Source organism: Streptomyces sp. NPDC002742 (genome assembly GCF_042888885.1).
Classification (GTDB): domain Bacteria; phylum Actinomycetota; class Actinomycetes; order Streptomycetales; family Streptomycetaceae; genus Streptomyces.
Genome location: NZ_JBIAQF010000014.1, coordinates 146414 through 162801, shown reverse-complemented (window position 1 = coordinate 162801; position 16388 = coordinate 146414). Strand labels below are relative to the sequence as shown.

At 72.6% G+C, this 16388-nt stretch carries 14 protein-coding genes; 3 read left to right on the top strand and 11 right to left on the bottom strand.

What is annotated here, in order from left to right; all coding sequences use genetic code 11:
- Positions 1-337 precede the first annotated feature (337 nt).
- Together ACFYW8_RS25660 and ACFYW8_RS25655 are read right to left on the bottom strand one after the other, a co-directional pair.
- Positions 338-1306 carry a hypothetical protein gene (locus tag ACFYW8_RS25660; RefSeq protein ID WP_389080429.1) on the bottom strand — a complete coding sequence of 323 codons (969 nt, stop codon included), beginning with the start codon at positions 1304-1306 and terminating at the stop codon, positions 338-340.
- Positions 1303-2211, bottom strand: a complete 909-nt coding sequence (locus ACFYW8_RS25655) for a phosphatase PAP2 family protein (RefSeq protein ID WP_389080427.1) — start codon at positions 2209-2211, stop codon at positions 1303-1305. Before ACFYW8_RS25655 ends, ACFYW8_RS25660 begins: the two co-directional genes overlap by 4 nt.
- 229 nt (positions 2212-2440) lie before the next feature.
- Between ACFYW8_RS25655 and ACFYW8_RS25650 the strand changes: the two genes are divergently transcribed.
- The gene (locus ACFYW8_RS25650; RefSeq protein WP_365869644.1) at positions 2441-3058 is read left to right on the top strand and encodes a TetR/AcrR family transcriptional regulator; all 618 of its coding nucleotides are present in this window, start codon (positions 2441-2443) and stop codon (positions 3056-3058) included.
- A gap of 161 nt (positions 3059-3219) precedes the next feature.
- Here the strand turns inward: ACFYW8_RS25650 and ACFYW8_RS25645 are convergent, their stop codons facing one another.
- Entirely contained in the window at positions 3220-4212 is a 993-nt protein-coding gene (locus ACFYW8_RS25645) for a DUF2510 domain-containing protein (RefSeq protein ID WP_389080424.1), read from the bottom strand.
- A 636-nt stretch (positions 4213-4848) separates the two neighbouring features.
- Between ACFYW8_RS25645 and ACFYW8_RS25640 the strand changes: the two genes are divergently transcribed.
- Positions 4849-7515, top strand: a complete 2667-nt coding sequence (locus tag ACFYW8_RS25640) for an ATP-binding protein (RefSeq protein WP_389080421.1) — start codon at positions 4849-4851, stop codon at positions 7513-7515.
- A gap of 283 nt (positions 7516-7798) precedes the next feature.
- Here the strand turns inward: ACFYW8_RS25640 and pcaD are convergent, their stop codons facing one another.
- The 6 genes from pcaD to ACFYW8_RS25610 all read right to left on the bottom strand — a co-directional run bounded on the left by pcaD (position 7799) and on the right by ACFYW8_RS25610 (position 13164).
- On the bottom strand, positions 7799-8941 hold the full coding sequence (pcaD, locus tag ACFYW8_RS25635) for a 3-oxoadipate enol-lactonase (RefSeq protein ID WP_389080418.1): 1143 nt from the start codon (positions 8939-8941) through the stop codon (positions 7799-7801).
- Positions 8938-10287 (bottom strand): 3-carboxy-cis,cis-muconate cycloisomerase, encoded by a 1350-nt coding sequence (pcaB, locus tag ACFYW8_RS25630; protein ID WP_389080415.1) that lies wholly within the window; start codon positions 10285-10287, stop codon positions 8938-8940. The genes pcaD and pcaB overlap by 4 nt, the downstream gene beginning before the upstream one ends.
- Positions 10284-10847, bottom strand: coding sequence for a protocatechuate 3,4-dioxygenase subunit alpha (gene pcaG, locus ACFYW8_RS25625; RefSeq protein ID WP_389080412.1), 564 nt, complete (start codon positions 10845-10847; stop codon positions 10284-10286). The genes pcaB and pcaG overlap by 4 nt, the downstream gene beginning before the upstream one ends.
- A complete protein-coding gene (gene pcaH / locus ACFYW8_RS25620; protein WP_389080409.1) occupies positions 10844-11620 on the bottom strand; it encodes a protocatechuate 3,4-dioxygenase subunit beta in 777 nt (258 codons plus the stop codon). The genes pcaG and pcaH overlap by 4 nt, the downstream gene beginning before the upstream one ends.
- A 114-nt stretch (positions 11621-11734) precedes the next feature.
- Positions 11735-12382 (bottom strand): CoA transferase subunit B, encoded by a 648-nt coding sequence (locus ACFYW8_RS25615; protein ID WP_389080406.1) that lies wholly within the window; start codon positions 12380-12382, stop codon positions 11735-11737.
- Complete coding sequence (locus ACFYW8_RS25610) at positions 12382-13164, bottom strand: CoA transferase subunit A (RefSeq protein WP_389080402.1); 783 nt, start codon at positions 13162-13164, stop codon at positions 12382-12384. The genes ACFYW8_RS25615 and ACFYW8_RS25610 overlap by 1 nt, the downstream gene beginning before the upstream one ends.
- A 316-nt stretch (positions 13165-13480) precedes the next feature.
- Between ACFYW8_RS25610 and ACFYW8_RS25605 the strand changes: the two genes are divergently transcribed.
- The gene (locus tag ACFYW8_RS25605) at positions 13481-13969 is read left to right on the top strand and encodes a MarR family transcriptional regulator (RefSeq protein WP_365869653.1); all 489 of its coding nucleotides are present in this window, start codon (positions 13481-13483) and stop codon (positions 13967-13969) included.
- A gap of 143 nt (positions 13970-14112) precedes the next feature.
- On the opposite strand, the gene ACFYW8_RS25600 is transcribed toward ACFYW8_RS25605, so the two are convergent.
- Together ACFYW8_RS25600 and ACFYW8_RS25595 are read right to left on the bottom strand one after the other, a co-directional pair.
- On the bottom strand, positions 14113-15102 hold the full coding sequence (locus ACFYW8_RS25600) for a DUF3048 domain-containing protein (protein WP_389080398.1): 990 nt from the start codon (positions 15100-15102) through the stop codon (positions 14113-14115).
- 182 nt (positions 15103-15284) lie between these two features.
- Positions 15285-16355 carry an ATP-dependent DNA ligase gene (locus ACFYW8_RS25595; protein ID WP_389080396.1) on the bottom strand — a complete coding sequence of 357 codons (1071 nt, stop codon included), beginning with the start codon at positions 16353-16355 and terminating at the stop codon, positions 15285-15287.
- Positions 16356-16388 lie beyond the last annotated feature (33 nt).

The window sequence follows — 16388 nt, the reverse complement described above, 5'->3', positions numbered from 1 at the left end:
GGGCGGTCGCGCGCGGGGGGGGCGGGCGGCCCCGCGCCCGCCCCCGCGCCCCGGCGCGGCCCCCCGGGGGGGGGGGCGGCCGGGGGGGGGGGGCCGGGGGGGGGGGGGGGGCCCCGCCCCGCCCCCCCCCTTCTCGCTTGTCCCCGGCGGTGACACGAGCCGGTCTTCTCGGGCTTGTGAACCGGTCCTCCCCGGGCTTGTGAACCGGCTCTTCACGTGCCGGTGGACGTTACACGAGCCGGCCCGTTCGGTCGTGCGAGCCGGCTTCTCGCGGCCAGGGGCCCGTTCTTCGCGGTCGCACGAGCCCGCTCGTCGCAGAGGCGCGAGCCGCCTGGTCCTACAGCGACGTGAGATGGCCCGAGTTGGGTTGCCGGGGCGCCAACGAGGGTTCGCAAGCCGCCGATCCCGGTTCGAGCGCCAGCACCGCGGCGACCGGGTGGTCGTCGTCCACGAGGATGTCCGGCGCGGCGTCCATCGGGGCCGCGGCCGACTCCGGTGCCGAGCGGGACAGCGTCACCACGCCCCATCCGGCGATCGACGCCCCCGTGAGCGCGAGCAGCAGGCCCGCCGCGCCGCCCTGGAGACGTTCGCCGAGCAGCGAAAGCCCGATCGCCGCCGCGGCAAGCGGGTTGGCGAGCGTCACGACGGCCAGCGGGGCACCGAGTCCGCCCTGGTAGGCGGTCTGCGACAGCAGCAGCCCGCCCGCAGCGAAGACGGCCACGAGCAGCGCCACCACGACGACTTGGGCGCTCAGCGGCGGGTCCGAACGGTCCGTGGCGGCCACCGTGACGGTCTGGGTGAGGGCCGACGCGACGCCAGAGGCGAACCCGGAGGCCGTGGCGTGCCGCAGGCCCGGCCGCGCACCCCGTGAGAGCCCGCCGATGACCACGGCGGTCGTTCCCGCGACGGCCAACGCCTGCGGCAGGCTCAGCACATCGTCCGGCGCGGGCCCGGACGCCGTGACGAGCAGCGCGGCGAGGCCGGTCAGCGTGAGCGCCGTACCGCGCCACTCGACCGAGCTGACCCGCCGTCCGGCGATCCGCGCGCCCAGCGGCACCGCCGCCACGAGCGTGAGCGCCCCGAGCGGCTGGACCAGCGTGAGAGTTCCGTACTTGAGGGCCGCGACGTGCAGCAGCGCGGCCGCGGCGTTCAGCGCCACCGACCACCACCAGGCACCGCGGGCCAGCAGGCGCAGTGTGCCGGAGCCTGCCGACCGGGCGGCCAGCCGCTCCTGGGCGACCGCCGCGGAGGCGTACGCGACGGCGGAGAAGAGGGACAGGACGACGGCGGTGAGCGTCGGGTTCATCGCCCCGCTCCCACGAGTTCGGGCAGATCCCGCACGGGGACCTCGGCGCGCTCGCGCGCCCGGCCGGACCCCACGGCCGTCACCGTCCGGTGCGGCGGACGGACCACGGCGAGGGCGACGCAGAGCAGCGCGGCCGCGACGATCGCGTCGAGCCAGTAGTGGTTCGCGGTGCCGACGATCACCAGCAGGGTGAGCAGGGGATGCAGCAGCCACAGCACACGAAGGCGCGACCGGGTCGCCGTGATCAGGCCGATCGCGACCATCAGCGCCCAGCCGAAGTGCAGCGACGGCATCGCCGCGAACTGGTTCGCGAGCGCGTCGGCCGCGGGGTGGGCCCCGTACACCGTGGGCCCGTACACCTGGCCGGTGTCGACGAGACCCGCCTCGGCGAGCAGCCGCGGCGGTGCGAGCGGGAACGCGAGGTGCCCGACCAGGGCGGCGGCGGTGACCAGGGCGAGGACCCGGCGGGCCCAGACGTAGTGACCGGGGCGTCGCAGGTACAGCCACACCAGGAAGGCGACGGTGGCCGGGAAGTGGACGGCCGCGTAGTAGGTGTTCGCGATGTGCACGAGTGTGTCGCCGTGCAACAGCGTGGCCTGTACGGCGCCCTCGCCGGGCATGCGCAGGGACCGTTCCCAGCCCCAGACTCGGTGCGCGTTGGCGAAGGCCTCGTCGGTGTGGCCGGTGGCCAGCAGGCGGCCGGCCTTGTAGACGGCGAAGAGGCCGGCGACCAGCAGCAGCTCGCGCAGGAGCGGCGGGCGCGCCGCGGTGTCGTCCGGGTCCGCGTGCGGGTGCGCCCGGGCGGGCGCGTCGTGTGACGCGGTCGCGGGTATGGCCGCGTCGGGCGGCTCCGGTTCCGAGGCGGACTCGGATGCGGACTCTGCAGGCTCGGTTCGGGAATCCATCCCCCGGCCCCCTTGCTGACGGTCTCGTGTCGGTCGGTGCGCGGTGAGCCCAGGACAGGATCCACTCGGCCTCCGTGGGGAGGGGTGGATCCTGTCCGAGGCTCATCGATACGGCAGTGTACCGATACGCGAGGGTACCGATACGGAGGCGTACCGGTACCCTCGCGTATCGATTACACTGAGCGCAAGACCGCACCGGTGTGAGCCGGATCGAGCGAGGAGAAGCGCCATGACGTCGCAGGCCGCGGACGGACCGGAGACGGTCGTCGCCTCGCGCCGCTCCAAGATCACGCCCGAGCGTGAGCAGGAGTTCTACGACGCCGTACTCGAACAGATCCGGGAGTGCGGATACGAGGCGCTCACCATGGAGGGCGTCGCCGCCAGCACCCGGTGCAGCAAGTCCACGCTCTACCGGCAGTGGAAGACGAAGCCCCAGTTCGTGGCCGCCGCGCTGCGCAACAACCGCTGTCCGCGGTTCACGGGGATCGACACCGGCTCGCTCGCCGGGGACCTGCGAGAGGCCGCCAGGGCCGCCGGCGAATGGTCGGCCAGGGACAGCACGCAGTTGCTGCAGGGCCTCGGGAACGCCGTGATGCAGGACAAGGAGCTCCAGCAGGCGCTCCGCGACGCTCTCGTCGAACCCGAGGTCGCCGAGCTGCGGCAGATGGTCAGCCGCGGCGTGGAGCGCGGCGAGGTCGCCGCCGGTCACCCGGCACTGGAGTTCATCCCGGCACAGATGCTCGGCGTTCTGCGGGTGCGCCCCCTCCTGGAGGGTCAGTACGCGGACGCGGCATATCTCACACGGTTCGTGGAGGCGGTCGTGCTGCCGACGCTGGGCCTCGCCTGATACTCAGGCCGCCGTCCGTGGGATGACCGGACATCGGCCTGTAACGCGCCGCACCGTGGGGACGGGGGCGGCGCGCACCCCCCGGCCGGGTGGGGTTCCCCTTGAGCGGAGGGGCGCTCCACCCGGCCGATCCATGTCCGGGATGCGCGGCGGTGGCGGTCCTAGACGTTCTGTCCGTTGCCGCCGGTCCCGGGCGCCACCTTGATGCCCTTGGTGATCGTGTCGATGACCGACAGCCGGGGGGCCTTGGAGCTGACGTCGACGCCGAAGCGGACGACGACGAGCGCGGCGGGGTCGGCGGGGGACGGGAAGACGAGCGATTCGACGTAACCGTCGTCGCCCTTGCTCGTCACGACCTTCCAGCGGACCAGATAGCCCTTCTCACCGGCCACCGTGACCGCCTTGGAGGCGAGCTGCGTGTGCGAGGTGATCGAGCCGTAGCCCTTGCCGTACGACTCGGCGGCGTTCTTGGGGATGTCCTCCTTGGCCGCCGCCTCCGCCGTCGTGGACTTCAGCTTCTGCGCCGTCGCCGGAGCCGAGTAGGCGCCGCCGCGCTGGCAGTTCTGCGTGGTGTCACCAGGGCATTTGTAGGCATCCTTGGTGGAGACCGCGGCGGTGCCCGCGCCGTTCCGGCCGGTCCAGCCGTCCGGGACCGGGATGCTGATGCCGTTGTAGACGTCCGTGGCGTAGCCGTCCTCGGTCTGCGGCTGACCCGACGTGCCCGGTGCCGGCGTCTGTCCGCCACCTCCGGAGCCTCCGGAGTCGCCGGGCGCACCGCTCGGACCGCCCGAGCCGCCCCGGCCGCCGCCCGGTCCGCCCTGGCCGTCCGGCCCGGAGGGGCCCCGGGAAGCCGCGCTGCCGCCGCCCCCGCTGTCGTTGGTCACCGCGTACACGACGCCGCCGATGCCCGCGAGGACGGCGATCGCCGCCACGACGGCTATGCCCGTGCGCAGCCCGCGCCGCGGGCCGGCCGGGGCGTGCGGCGGATACGGTCCCGCCTCCGGCGGGTATGCCGGTGGACCCCATACGGCCGCCGACCCGACGGGGCGGATCTGGTCCGTCCATGCCTTACCGTCCCACCAGCGCTCGGTGGCGGGAGCGTCACTTGTCTGCCCGGGGTCGGGATACCAGCCGGGGGGAGTCACCTGCGTCATGGGCCAACCGTATGAGTCCAGGGTGAAAAGCGGATGAGAGGGGCTCCCTCCGACGCCGGCCGGAGGCCCGCCAGAGTCGCCCGGGGATCGCCCGGGGACCGCTCCGGGACCCGGCGCGGGCATGGCCAGGACGTCGACACCTCCACCGGACGGATGAAGAACGCCAGTGCCAAGAGCGCGTACGTCTCATGTGCGCCTCGGGCCGGCGGCCGCCCTCCAGGGTGATGAGGCGGTCCGCGACGACCATCCGCGCAGGAGCCGTGACGCCGAACTCGTACCGGGCGGCGAACTTGCCCGCGGAGCCGGCGAGCGGGGTTCCGCGGGAGCACCGGAACGGAGGGCGCGCAGGTCACGGTCGCGCGCGGGGGCGCTCGTGCCGGTCCCTCCTCAGGTGTGCGAGGGCCGGTCGATCCCCGGCCCGGCGGCGCGAACGAAGGCGGGACATTACCTTTATTTTCCGCGCAGTTGACTGTCGACACCTTTCACCCGGGACCGTCCGGCATCCGGTGGCGTCGCCTTCGCGACATCGCCGTCACTCGTCCCGGCAACTGCTGCCGGGTCCCGCCTCCACCGTGCCTTCCAGGAGGCTAGGCTCATTGCAGTTACGTCGTTTGGGCGACCTGGGGAGGTAGCGGGATGACGGAGGCACGGCCCGGAACGGTCGCCTCGGCTTCCCTGTGGGAGCGCGATGAGGAGGTCGCCACCTTAGAGGAGGCGATCACCGCGCTGCGCGCGGACTCCGCGACCTCGGGCACCCTGCTGGTGCTCAGCGGCGAGGCGGGGCTCGGCAAGACGGCCCTCCTCGCCGAGACGCGCCGCATCGCGGAGAGCAGGGGCTGCGCGGTGTGGTCGGCGCGCGGCGGCGAGACCGTCACGTCCGTCCCCTTCAACGTCGTACGGCAGTTGCTCCAGCCGGCCCTCGTCTCGCTGCTTCCGGAGGAGGCACGCGAATATCTGGGCGACTGGTACGACATCGCCGGCCCCGCGCTGGGCATAGCCGAGCCAGGAGACCGGCAGCCCGACCCGCAGGGCGTCTGTGACGGCCTGGTCGCCGCGGTGCGGCGGCTGGCGAAGCGGGACTGGCCGCTCGTCCTGCTCATCGACGACGCGCACTGGGCCGACCAGGAGACCCTGCGCTGGCTCGCCGCGTTCGCCGAGCGTCTCGACGACCTGTCCGTCCTCGTCGTGGTGGCCCGCAGGCCCGGCGGGGTCACCGGCGAGAGCGCCCGGCTGCTCGACGTCGTGGCAGACGCGGCCGGTCCGATCTCCACCCTGAGCGCGCTGACCCCGGCCGCCACCGAGGGACTCACCCGGGCCACGCTCGGCGAGCACGCCGACGCGCCCTTCTGCCGCGAGGTGTGGGCGGTCACCGGCGGCAACCCGTACGAGACCGTCGAACTCCTCGCCAAGGTCCAGGACAGCGAACTGGAGCCGGGCGAGGGCTCGGCCGCAGAGCTGCGCGACCTGAACCGTTCCGCCCGTGGCCGTGGACTCGTCGCCCGCCTCGAAGGCCTCGGCATCGACGCCACCCGTTTCGCCTGGGCGGCCGCCATTCTCGGCACCGGCATCTCCCTCGACCTCGCCGCCCAACTCGCCGGCATGCCGGACGACGAGGCCTCCCGCTGCGCCGAACTGCTGGGCGCGGCCCGTATCTTGACGGCGGCCGGATCCGAGAACGGCCACCGGCCGGACGGTGACCTGGAGTTCGTGCACCCGCTGATCGCGACAGCGGTCTACCGCTCGATCCCGGACGCCCTGCGCACGGCGATGCACGGTCAGGCGGCCTGGGCGGTCACCGAGTCCGGACGCGGTGCGGCCGCGGCCTCCCGTCACCTCCTCGAAGTGCATCCGGACGACGATCCCGAACTCGTCGAGCAGATGCGCGACGCGGCCCGCGAACACCTCGCCGTGGGCGCCCCGGACGCGGCCCGGCGCTGTCTGGAGCGCGCTCTGAAGGAGCCGCCGCTTCCCGAGGTGCACGCGCGCGTGCTCTACGAGCTGGGCTGCGCCACGCTCCTGACCGCGCCGTCCACGACCATCAGCCATCTGCGTGCCGCGCTCGAACGGCCCGGCCTGGAGGACACGGAACGGGTGGACGCCGTGTTCCGGCTCTCCCAAGCGCTGCTCCACAACAACCAGTTGGACGAAGCCGTCCGCACGGTCGACGCAGAGGTCGACCGGCTCGAACCGGGACCCGCCCGGATGCGGCTCCAGGCCGTGCACTACATGTGGGAGGGCATCCACGCGGGCGAGGAACGCGCCGGACACTCCAGCGGTCTCGCGGAACTCGTCACGACCTGTACCGGGCGCGACAACTCCGAGCGCGCCCTTCTCATACTGCGCGGCTTCGACGCGATGACCCGCGGCGAGAACGCCGAGGAGGTCGTGGAATTCTGCGATCAGGCCCTCGTCAACGGCCGTCTCGCACCCGGACTCGCCTGGACCGACACCGAGTGGGGCGTCGAACTCCTCCTCATGCTGGGCAGCGCGTACGCCTACGCGGACCGGCTCGACCGGGCCGAGAGCCTGTTCAGCGAGGCCCTGCACGCCTATGTGAAGGCGGGCTGGAGCGGCGGTCACCTCTCCCTGGCGAACGCCTACCTCGGACTCGCCCACCGCAGGCGCGGCCGCCTCGCCGACGCGGAGCACTACCAGCGCGAATCGCTGCGCCTCGCGGAGCGGGTCGGGCGCGGACTGCCGCTCTACTGGTCGGCGACCTGCGGGCTCATCGACACCCTGCTGGCCCGGGGACACGTCGAGCAGGCCGCGGAGATCGCCGATCGCTACGGCTTCGCACCTCCGTACCCCTCCACCATCGTCCTTCCCGACACCCGCTCGGTGCGCGGCCGCCTGCTGCTCGCCGTCGGGCGCACGAAGGAGGGCATCAACGAACTGGAGGCGGCGGAGAAGGCCGCCGCCGCCCGCGGTCACCACAACACGGTGCTCGCACCCTGGGCCGTGGACCTCGCGAGGGCGCTCGCCACCGAGGACCCGTCACGGGCCGCCACCCTGGCCGGTGACGCCCGACGCCATGCCGAGCGGTTCGGTACCGACACGGCGATCGGTGAAGCGCTCCGCTGCGCCGCCGCCCTCGAAACCGGCCAGCGCGCGGTCCGGCTGGCATCCCAGGCGGTCGCCTACCTGGAAGCCTCCCCCTGTCAGTACGAACACGCGGCGGCCCGTATCGAGTACGGCATCGTGTCCCGCTCGGTGACGGAACTCAACAAGGGCCTGACACTGGCGCGCACCTGCGGGGCGGACGGCCTGGTGGCGAAGGCGGGCGCGGCCCTGGCGGGTCTTTAGCCGGCCGCCCGGCACGGGGCCACGGCATGATCCGCTGCCCGCTGCCCGCTGCCCGCTGCCCGCTGCCCGCTGCCCGCTGCCCGCTGCCCGCTGCCCGCTGCCCGCTGCCCGCTGCCCGCGTTCGGGGAGCGGGGCCTGGGGGTGCGTCCAAAGCCGGTCCGGAGGAGCGGGGCGGCGACCGGGGGAGCCGTGCCCGTAAGCTCTCCCGTCCAGCTCGCAAGCCGCCCCGCCTCGTCGGCACACCATCCTCGCCCGGCGCCGCGAGGCGACCCGCCTCCCGCCGTCAGTCCGAATGGGGGCCGTCCTCCGCGGCTTCCTCCGCCAGCACCCGCTGGGCCACCGAGAAGGCCGAGTTGGCGGCCGGGACACCGCAGTAGACCGCCGTCTGCAGCAGCACCGCGCCGATCTCCTCGGGCGTGAGCCCGTTGCGCCGCGCCGCGCGGACATGCATCGCCAACTCGTCGTGGTGGCCGTGCGCCACCAGCGCGGTCAGCGTGATCATGCTGCGTTCGCGGCGGGTCAGCGTCGTATCGGTCCAGATCTCGCCCCAGGCGTAGCGTGAGATGAAGTCCTGGAACCGTGCCGTGAACGGGGTCTGGCGCGCCTGCGCACGGTCCACGTGCTCGTCGCCGAGAACCTGACGGCGTACCTCCATCCCGCGCCGGCCACCCCCTGCCGAGAAGTGCGCCCGCAGGGCCGTCAGCACAGCCTCCGGGCACTGCGCGGGCGCGAGGTGCGAGGCGCCCGGAATCTCGACGAGCGCCGCGCCCTGCACAGCGTCCGCGATCTCCCGCAGATGCGCGGGCGGCGTCGCGGGGTCCTCGCGCCCGGCGATCAGCAGCGTCGGTACGCTGAGCGACGCCAGCCGGTCGCGGATGTCGAACGCGGCCAGGGCGTCGCAACAGGCCGCGTACGCCCGCGGATCGGCGGCACGGTGGTCCTCGACCAGCTCCGGCACGGTGAAACCGGCGGTGAACCAGCGGGTGTCGGCGGTCGCGGCGACGGGCCCGAGGCCTTCGCGGCGGACCAGCTCGGCCCGCTCCTCCCACGGCTTCGACCCGTTGAAATGCGCCGAGGAACAGATGACGGCGAGGGACGAGAGCCGCTCGGGGTGGTGGACCGCCAGATGCAGGCCCACCGCGCCGCCCAGTGACACACCGGCGTACGCGAATCGCTCGATGCCCAGGGAGTCGGCCAGTTCCAGCACGAGCGCGGCCAGGTCGGCGACCGTCGCCCCGGGGCCGATCAGGTCGGCCGGGGAGCCCCCGTGCCCGGGCAGGTTCCAGCGCACCACCCGGTGGGTGACGGACAGTTCGGGCGCGATCTTGTCCCACAGGGCGTACGACGTCCCGAGCGAGGGCCCGAGGAGCAGTGGGGGAGCGGTGGCGGATCCCTCGACGCGGTGGTTGAGCAGGTTCACGGTCAACGTCGCTCCAGAGCACGGTCGGTGAGGACTCCGGCGGAGCCCGTGTAGCGGGTCGGGTCGGTGAGGCCGGCGAGTTCGACACCCGGGAGGTCCTTGAGGCCGGGCTCCTCGCCGAGCACGTCCGCGAGGGGGCGCCGTTCGACGACGGCCCGCTCGGCGGCTCGTGTCAGCAGCTCCTTCGCGCCCGCCCGGCCGAGCACCGGTGCGAGTTCGGCGGCCAGCCGCTCTGACACGATCAACCCGTGTGTGAGGCCCAGGTGTTCGCGCATGGCCTCGGCGTTCACCCTTAGTCCTTCGGCCAGTTCGGCCGCGTCACGTGCCGCCCCGCCGACCAGCCGGAGCAGATCGCGCAGGGGTTCCCACTCGGCGTGCCAGGCCCCGGCCGGCCGCTCGTCCTCGGCCGCCATCGCGCCGTACAGCGTGGCCGCGAGCAGCGGAGCGCGCCGGGCGGCGGCGGCCACGAGAGTGGCCCGCACCGGGTTCGCCTTGTGCGGCATCGCGGACGAACCGCCACCGGACCCCTCGGCCAGCTCGCCGATCTCGGTGCGCGAGAGGGTGAGTACGTCGACGGCCGTCTTGCCGAGCGCGCCGGCCGTGAACGCCAGCGCTCCGGCCAGGTCCGCGATCGGCGTACGCAGCGTGTGCCAGGGCAATTCGGGTTCGGCGAGGCCCAGTTCGCGGGCGTACGCGTTGGTCAGGGCCCTGGTGTCGTCCGCGCCGAAAGCGGTGAAAGCGGCCAAGGTGCCTGCCGCGCCGCCGAGTTGGGCGGGCAGGGAGAGCCGTACGGCGTGGACCCGGTCCCTGGCGTCGAGCACCAGCGACCGCCACCCCGCCGCCTTCAGCCCGAAGGTCGTCGGCACCGCGTGCTGGGTGAGCGTGCGTCCAGGCAACACGGTGTCCCGGTGTTCCGCCGCGAGCCGGGCCAGCGCCCGCCCGGTCCGGTCCAGGTCGCTCAGGACCAGGTCCAGGGTGCGGGTCGCGACGAGCATCGCGGCCGAGTCCAGGATGTCCTGGCTCGTGGCGCCCCGGTGGACGTACGGGCCGAACTCGGCGGCGACGGCGGCCGTCAGGTCCGCGACCAGGGGAATCACCGGGTTGCCGCCGCCCCGGGCGCGCAACGCGATCGAGGTGACGTCGAAGTCCGCGCTGTCGGCCACGAGGGACACCGCCGTCGCGGCCCCGGCCGGGGCCAGCCCCAGTGACGCCTGGGCCCGGGTGAGCGCGGCCTCCGCGTCGAGCAGGGCCCGCAGATACGCGGTGTCGCTCGTCGCGTCCGACGCCGGGGAACCCGCCCGGCCGGGAGCGAGCAGACCGGTGTCGGAGGCGACGGGGTCGGCAGCTGTCACTGAAACTCCAGGAAGACCGTTTCGCCTTCGCCCTGAAGGCGGATGTCGAAACGGTACGTCCGCGGCGCGCCCTCGGCCGCGATCAGCGTGGCGCGCCGCTCGTCCGGCAGCGCGTCGAGCAGCGGGTCCGTGCCGTCGGCCAGATAGGCGCGGGTGAACAGGTGGTGTGTCAGACCGCGTGCGAAGACGCACACGCCGATGTACGGCAGTCCGGCGTTCCCCGGCGGCAGCGTGCGCAGCGCGTAGTGGCCGTCGGCGTCGGTGGCGACCCGGCCGAAGCCCGTGAAGTCGACGCCGTTGCGGCCGAGGAAGCCGCCCGTGGACGGGTCGCGGCGCATGGAGCCGGGGGCGCCCTTCAGGGAGCCGTCGGGCCCGGCCTGCCAGAAGTCGAGCAGGGCGTCGGGGACCGGCGCGCCCGCCCCGTCGTGGACACGGCCGTGCAGGGTGATCGTGTCGGGGTGGCCCTGGGGTGCGACGTCCCCGCAGCCAGGGAAGGGCAGCGCGTGGCCGTAGAAGGGGCCGATGGTGTGGGAGGGGGTGGGGAGCAAGCGCTCGGTCATGATCGACGGCCTTCCTCGATCCAGGTGGCGGAGGGACCGTCGAGGACGATGTCCCACTCGTAGCCCATGGAGAACTCGGGCCGCGAGAGATCGTGGTTGTAGGAGGCGATCAGCCGGTCGCGGGCCGCCTCGTCCGTCACGGACCGCAGGATCGGGTCGTAGCGGAACAGCGGGTCGCCGGGGAAGTACATCTGGGTCACCAGGCGCTGGGCGAACGCCGTGCCGAACACGGAGAAGTGGATGTGGGCGGGCCGCCACGCGTTGGCGTGATTGCCCCACGGGTAGGGTCCCGGCTTGATGGTGGTGAAGGCGTACCGGCCCTGATCGTCCGTCAGGGTGCGTCCCACACCTGTGAAGTTGGGGTCGAGCGGAGCCGGATGCTGCTCGCGCAGATGGGCGTACCGTCCCGCGGCGTTGGCCTGCCAGATCTCGATGAGCTGGCCGCGTACCGGACGGCCTTCGCGGTCGAGCAGCCGGCCCGAGACGGTCATCCGCTCGCCGATCGGCTCGCCCCGGTGCTGCAGGGTGAGGTCGTTGTCGATCTCGGTGATGTCGGTGACCCCGAAGACCGGGCCCGAGAGCTCGACCGTCTCCGGGTCGCCGCCGCTCACCGCGACCAGCGGCTGCTTCGGGTGTCGCAGCCGGGAACTGCGGTACGGGGGGTAGTCGCGCGCGGGGTGGTGGCGTACGGGCTTGCCGCCGGCCACCGCCTTGTCGTACGCGTCCTGGAGATCCTTGATCTCGACGTCGATGTCCGACTGAGTCAGAGCCATGGTCGACTTCCTAGCGTTCGAGGACGAGGGCGAGGCCCTGGCCCACGCCGATACAGAGGGTGGCGACGTACCTGCCGACGGGCGTCCGGACAGCGGCGGCGATGCGGAGGTCCTTCATGAACCGGTCCCCTCCGCGACGACGACCTCGGCGGCGGTCCTCGCCGCGATCTCACCGGTGGTGACACCCGGCGCGGTCTCCACCAGGAGGAGGCCCTCGGCGGTGACGTCGAGAACGCCCAGGTCGGTGATGATCCGGTTGACGCACGCCTTTCCGGTGAGCGGCAGTTCGCACTCCCGCAGGATCTTGGGCGAGCCGTCCTTGGCGGTGTGGGTCATCACGACGATGACCGTACGGGCGCCGTGGACGAGGTCCATCGCGCCACCGATGCCGGTGATCATCTTTCCGGGGACGGCCCAGTTGGCCAGGTCGCCGCCGGCCGAGACCTGCATCGCGCCGAGTACGGCGACATCGATGTGCCCGCCGCGGATCATCCCGAAGGAGAGCGCCGAGTCGAAGTAGGAGGCGCCCGGCAGGACCGTGACGGTCTCCTTGCCGGCGTTGATGAGATCGGGATCGACCTCGTCATCGGCCGGGTAGGGACCGGTGCCCAGGATGCCGTTCTCCGACTCCAGGACCACCTCGACGCCCGCGGGGAGGTGGTTGGGGATCAGCGTCGGCAGACCGATGCCGAGGTTCACGTACTGGCCGTCCGTGAGTTCACGCGCGGCGCGGGCGGCCATCTCTTCCCTGCTCCAGGCCATTACTCGCTCACCGTTCCGTCCGCCGCGGACGGCGAGACCGTCCGCTTCTCGATCATCTTGGCGCGCGCCTGCTCGGGGGTCAGGGCCACGACGCGCTGGACGAAGATGCCCGGCAGATGCACCGCGTCCGGATCGATCCCGCCCGGCTCCACGAGTTCCTCGACCTCGGCGATCGTCACCCGGCCGGCCATCGCGGCCAGCGGGTTGAAGTTCCGGGAGGACTTGTTGAAGACGAGATTGCCGTGCCGGTCGCCCTTCGCGGCCCGTACCAGGGCGAAGTCGGTGCGGATGCCGTGCTCCAGGACGTACGGGGTGCCGTCGAACTCGCGCACCTCCTTCGCCGGGGAGGCCAGTGTGACGCCGCCCCGGCCGTCGTACCGCCACGGCAGCCCGCCGTCGGCGACCTGCGTGCCGACCCCGGCGGGTGTGTAGAAGGCGGGGATCCCCGCGCCGCCCGCGCGCAGCCGCTCGGCCAGCGTGCCCTGCGGGATCATCTCGACCTCCAGCTCGCCGGCCAGGTACTGCCGGGCGAACTCCTTGTTGCCGCCGATGTACGAGCCGGTGACCCGGGCGACGCGTCCGGCGGCGAGCAGGGTCGCGAGCCCGGAGTCCATGGCCCCGCAATTGTTGGAGACCACCCCGAGCCCATGGACGCCCAGCTCGTGGAGCGCCTCGATCAGCACGTTCGGTACACCGCTGAGACCGAATCCGCCGACCGCGAGCGTCGCGCCGTCCGGTACATCGGCCACGGCCTCCAGCGCCGTGGCGACCACCTTGTCCATCCGTGAAGCCTCATCTCTCCCGAGTGTCCAGCGCCCGAAATTAATCAGGGCACTGACTAATTCTCCCGGGGCCCTCGACACGCTGCCACCCGAACTCAGGGCAGTCAAGACCCCAGATGGGGGCTAATTTCGGGGGATCGTGGAGGTTCTCTGAGGCCGGGGCGGCCGACCGGGTGGACGGGTATCGTTCAGTGCACGAACGAAGTCGATGCATCAACTCCACTGCATCGACTCCACTGCATCGACTTCGATGCATCAACGCATACGACCCTGGTGCGGCGCGGTCACCGGCGCGTACCGGACCCGAGGAGCGCACATGGCCGCGGTGGACCTCTCCACCCACCCCGGGCACCTGGCCCGGCGACTGCAGCAGGCGCACTACCTGCTGTGGAACACGATGGTCTCCGAGGAGATCACCTCGCCCCAGTTCGCGGTCCTGAACGCGCTCGTCGCCGAGCCCGGCCTCGACCAGCGCACGGTGGGGGAGCGGGTCGGGCTCGACCGGTCCACGATCGCCGAGGTCATCAGCCGGCTCGGGCGCCGCTCGCTGCTCGACAAGGTGCGCGATCCGCAGGACGGGCGGCGCTTCCTGCTCCGCCTCACGGACGACGGGCTGCGCGTCCACCGCAAACTGACCGTCCGCACCGCGCGTATGAACCAGGTCTTCCTCGCCCCCCTCTCCGCCGCGGAACAGACCGTCTTCTTCGACCTCATCCAGCGGGTCTCGGACGCCGCCGAGGGGCTCCGCAACCCCGCGGAGCCCCTCGGCGCGGAGCACCAGGGGCTGCCCGGCGGGGCGAGGTGAGGCGAGGCGGCCGGGTGGGCACGGCTCCGGAGATGGGGTCGGTTGTGGCGTGGACGCGGGCCGGCCCCGGATCCGGGACCGGCACGTGGCGCGAACGCGGGGCCGGTGGGCGCCGGAACCCGCCCCGGAACCCGCCTGACGTCTCACGCCTTGGCGAAGACCACCCACACCTGGCCCTGCGCGAAGTTCATCGGCGTGCCGTCCGGGGCCGTGAACCGTGTGCCGTCGGCCGCGTCGGGCCGCGTCCAGTTCGCGTCGAACGCGCGGCCGTCGCGCAGGACCTGCGCGGTGCCGGAGCCCACCGACTCCGTGTAGGGCGAGTTGTTGCCGAGGACGTCGTGGTACTTGGAGCTGCGCACCTTCACGTACTGGATGACCACCGTCGCCGGAGTCACCGAGGTGCCGTCGGTCGTCACCGTCGGCGTTCCGTCCATGGCCACCAGCCAGCGCCCGCGCTGGGCGGACCAGGTGAAGGTGAAGCGCGCGGACGGGAAGCGGACCGTGCGGGAGGTCTCGGGGGTGCCGCCCGTGGGCGCCGCACCGAAACGGAATCCCGTGGTCAGCGCGGCCTCGCCCGGCGCGGAGCCCACCAGTCGCTGCGGATGCAGATACAGATTGTGCGGCGCGGCCTTGCCCGCGCCCCGGTACCAGGCGCCGGACACCTTCCCCGGCGGCTCGGGATTCAACGGCGCGTCGTCGATCAGCGGCAGCAATCTGCGCTGGGCCCCGGAGAAGGCGAGCGTCGGCTCGTGGAACTGTCTCAGCAGTTCCAGATCCGACTCGCGGGCGCTGCGCACGGGTCCGACTGCCTTGGGCAGCGTGCTCGCGAAGACCGCCATCAGCCGGCTCAGACCGCCCTCGACCTGTTCCGCGTACACCACGTCCGCCGCGTCGAGCCCCGTCTGGGGGCGGGCCCCGGGCACATTGTCGATCTTCACCGCGAGCACCGAGCCGACGTCGGGGCGGCCGTTCCCGCTGTCGCTCGGGCTCTGGCTCCGACTCGGGGAACGGCCCCGGCCGTCGTCGGTCGCTCCGCCCCCCGAGGTGCAGCCCGTGATCAGGGAGCCCGTCACCGTGACGGCCAGCAGCGCCGCCGTCCATGCGCCGCGCCTCATCCGCACCATCTCTCGCATGCCCACCGTGCCACCTGTCCCGTGCCATCGATTGTGCGCTCATCAGTTCATCGGTGGCCATACCCGTTCGTTTCTGATTGCGCGCGTCGACCGAGTTGATCGGCTCGCCGGGAAGATCCGGGCAGGGTGAAACGGAACCGCGGAGGGGGGCTGTTCCGCGTCCGACGGGTCAGTTCGCCGGGTCAGTCCGGCGGGCCCAAGATCTCCGCGAGGTCGTAGCCGACCGGCTCGTCCAGTTGTGCGTACGTGCAGCTTTCGGCGGTGCGGTCGGGGCGCCAACGGCGGAAGCGGGCCGTGTGGCGGAACCGTACGCCGTTCTCCATGTGGTCGTACGCCACCTCGGCCACCCGCTCGGGCCGGATCGGGATCCAGGACAGGTCCTTCTTCGCCGACCATCTGCTGGGCGCGCCCGGCAACCGTGCCGTCTCGTGCGCCGACTCCCGCGCCCAGGCCGCCCACGGATGATCCGCGGCGTCCTCCAGCCGCAGGGGCTCCAGTTCCTCCACCAGTTCCTCACGCCGCTTCATCGTGAACGCGGCGCTCACGCCCACGTGCTGGAGCGTGCCGCCCGCGTCGTACAGGCCGAGCAGCAGCGACCCCACGACGGGTCCGCTCTTGTGGAAGCGGTATCCGGCGACGACGACATCCGCCGTCCGCTCGTGCTTGATCTTGTACATGGCCCGCTCGTCCCGCAGATAGGGCAGCGTGAGCGGCTTAGCCATGACCCCGTCGAGCCCCGCCCCCTCGTACTGCTCGAACCAGCGCTGCGCCACCTCGCGGTCCTTGGTCGCCGACGCCACATGCACCGGCGCGGTCACCCCGGACAGCGCCGCCACCAGCAGCGTGCGCCGGTCGCCCAGCGGAACGTCGAGCAGCGACTCGTCGGCCAGCGCCAGCAGGTCGAAGGCCACGAAAGAGGCGGGGGTCTTCTCGGCCAGCATCCGCACCCGCGAGTCCGCCGGGTGGATGCGCTCCGAGAGCGCGTCGAAGTCGAGCCGCCCGTCCCTGGCGATCACGATCTCCCCGTCCATCACGCAGCGCTCCGGCAACCGCTCCGACAGCGCCTCGACGAGCTCAGGGAAATACCTGGTCAGTGGCTTGCCGGTGCGGCTGCCGATCTCCACCTCGTCGCCGTCGCGGAACACGATGGCCCGGAAGCCGTCCCACTTCGCCTCGTAGTGCATGTCCGGCGGGATCTTCGCCACGGACTTGGCGAGCATCGGCTTCACGGGCGGCATCACCGGCAGGTCCATGCTTCGACTCTAAGAGCCGTCCATGGTGTCCGC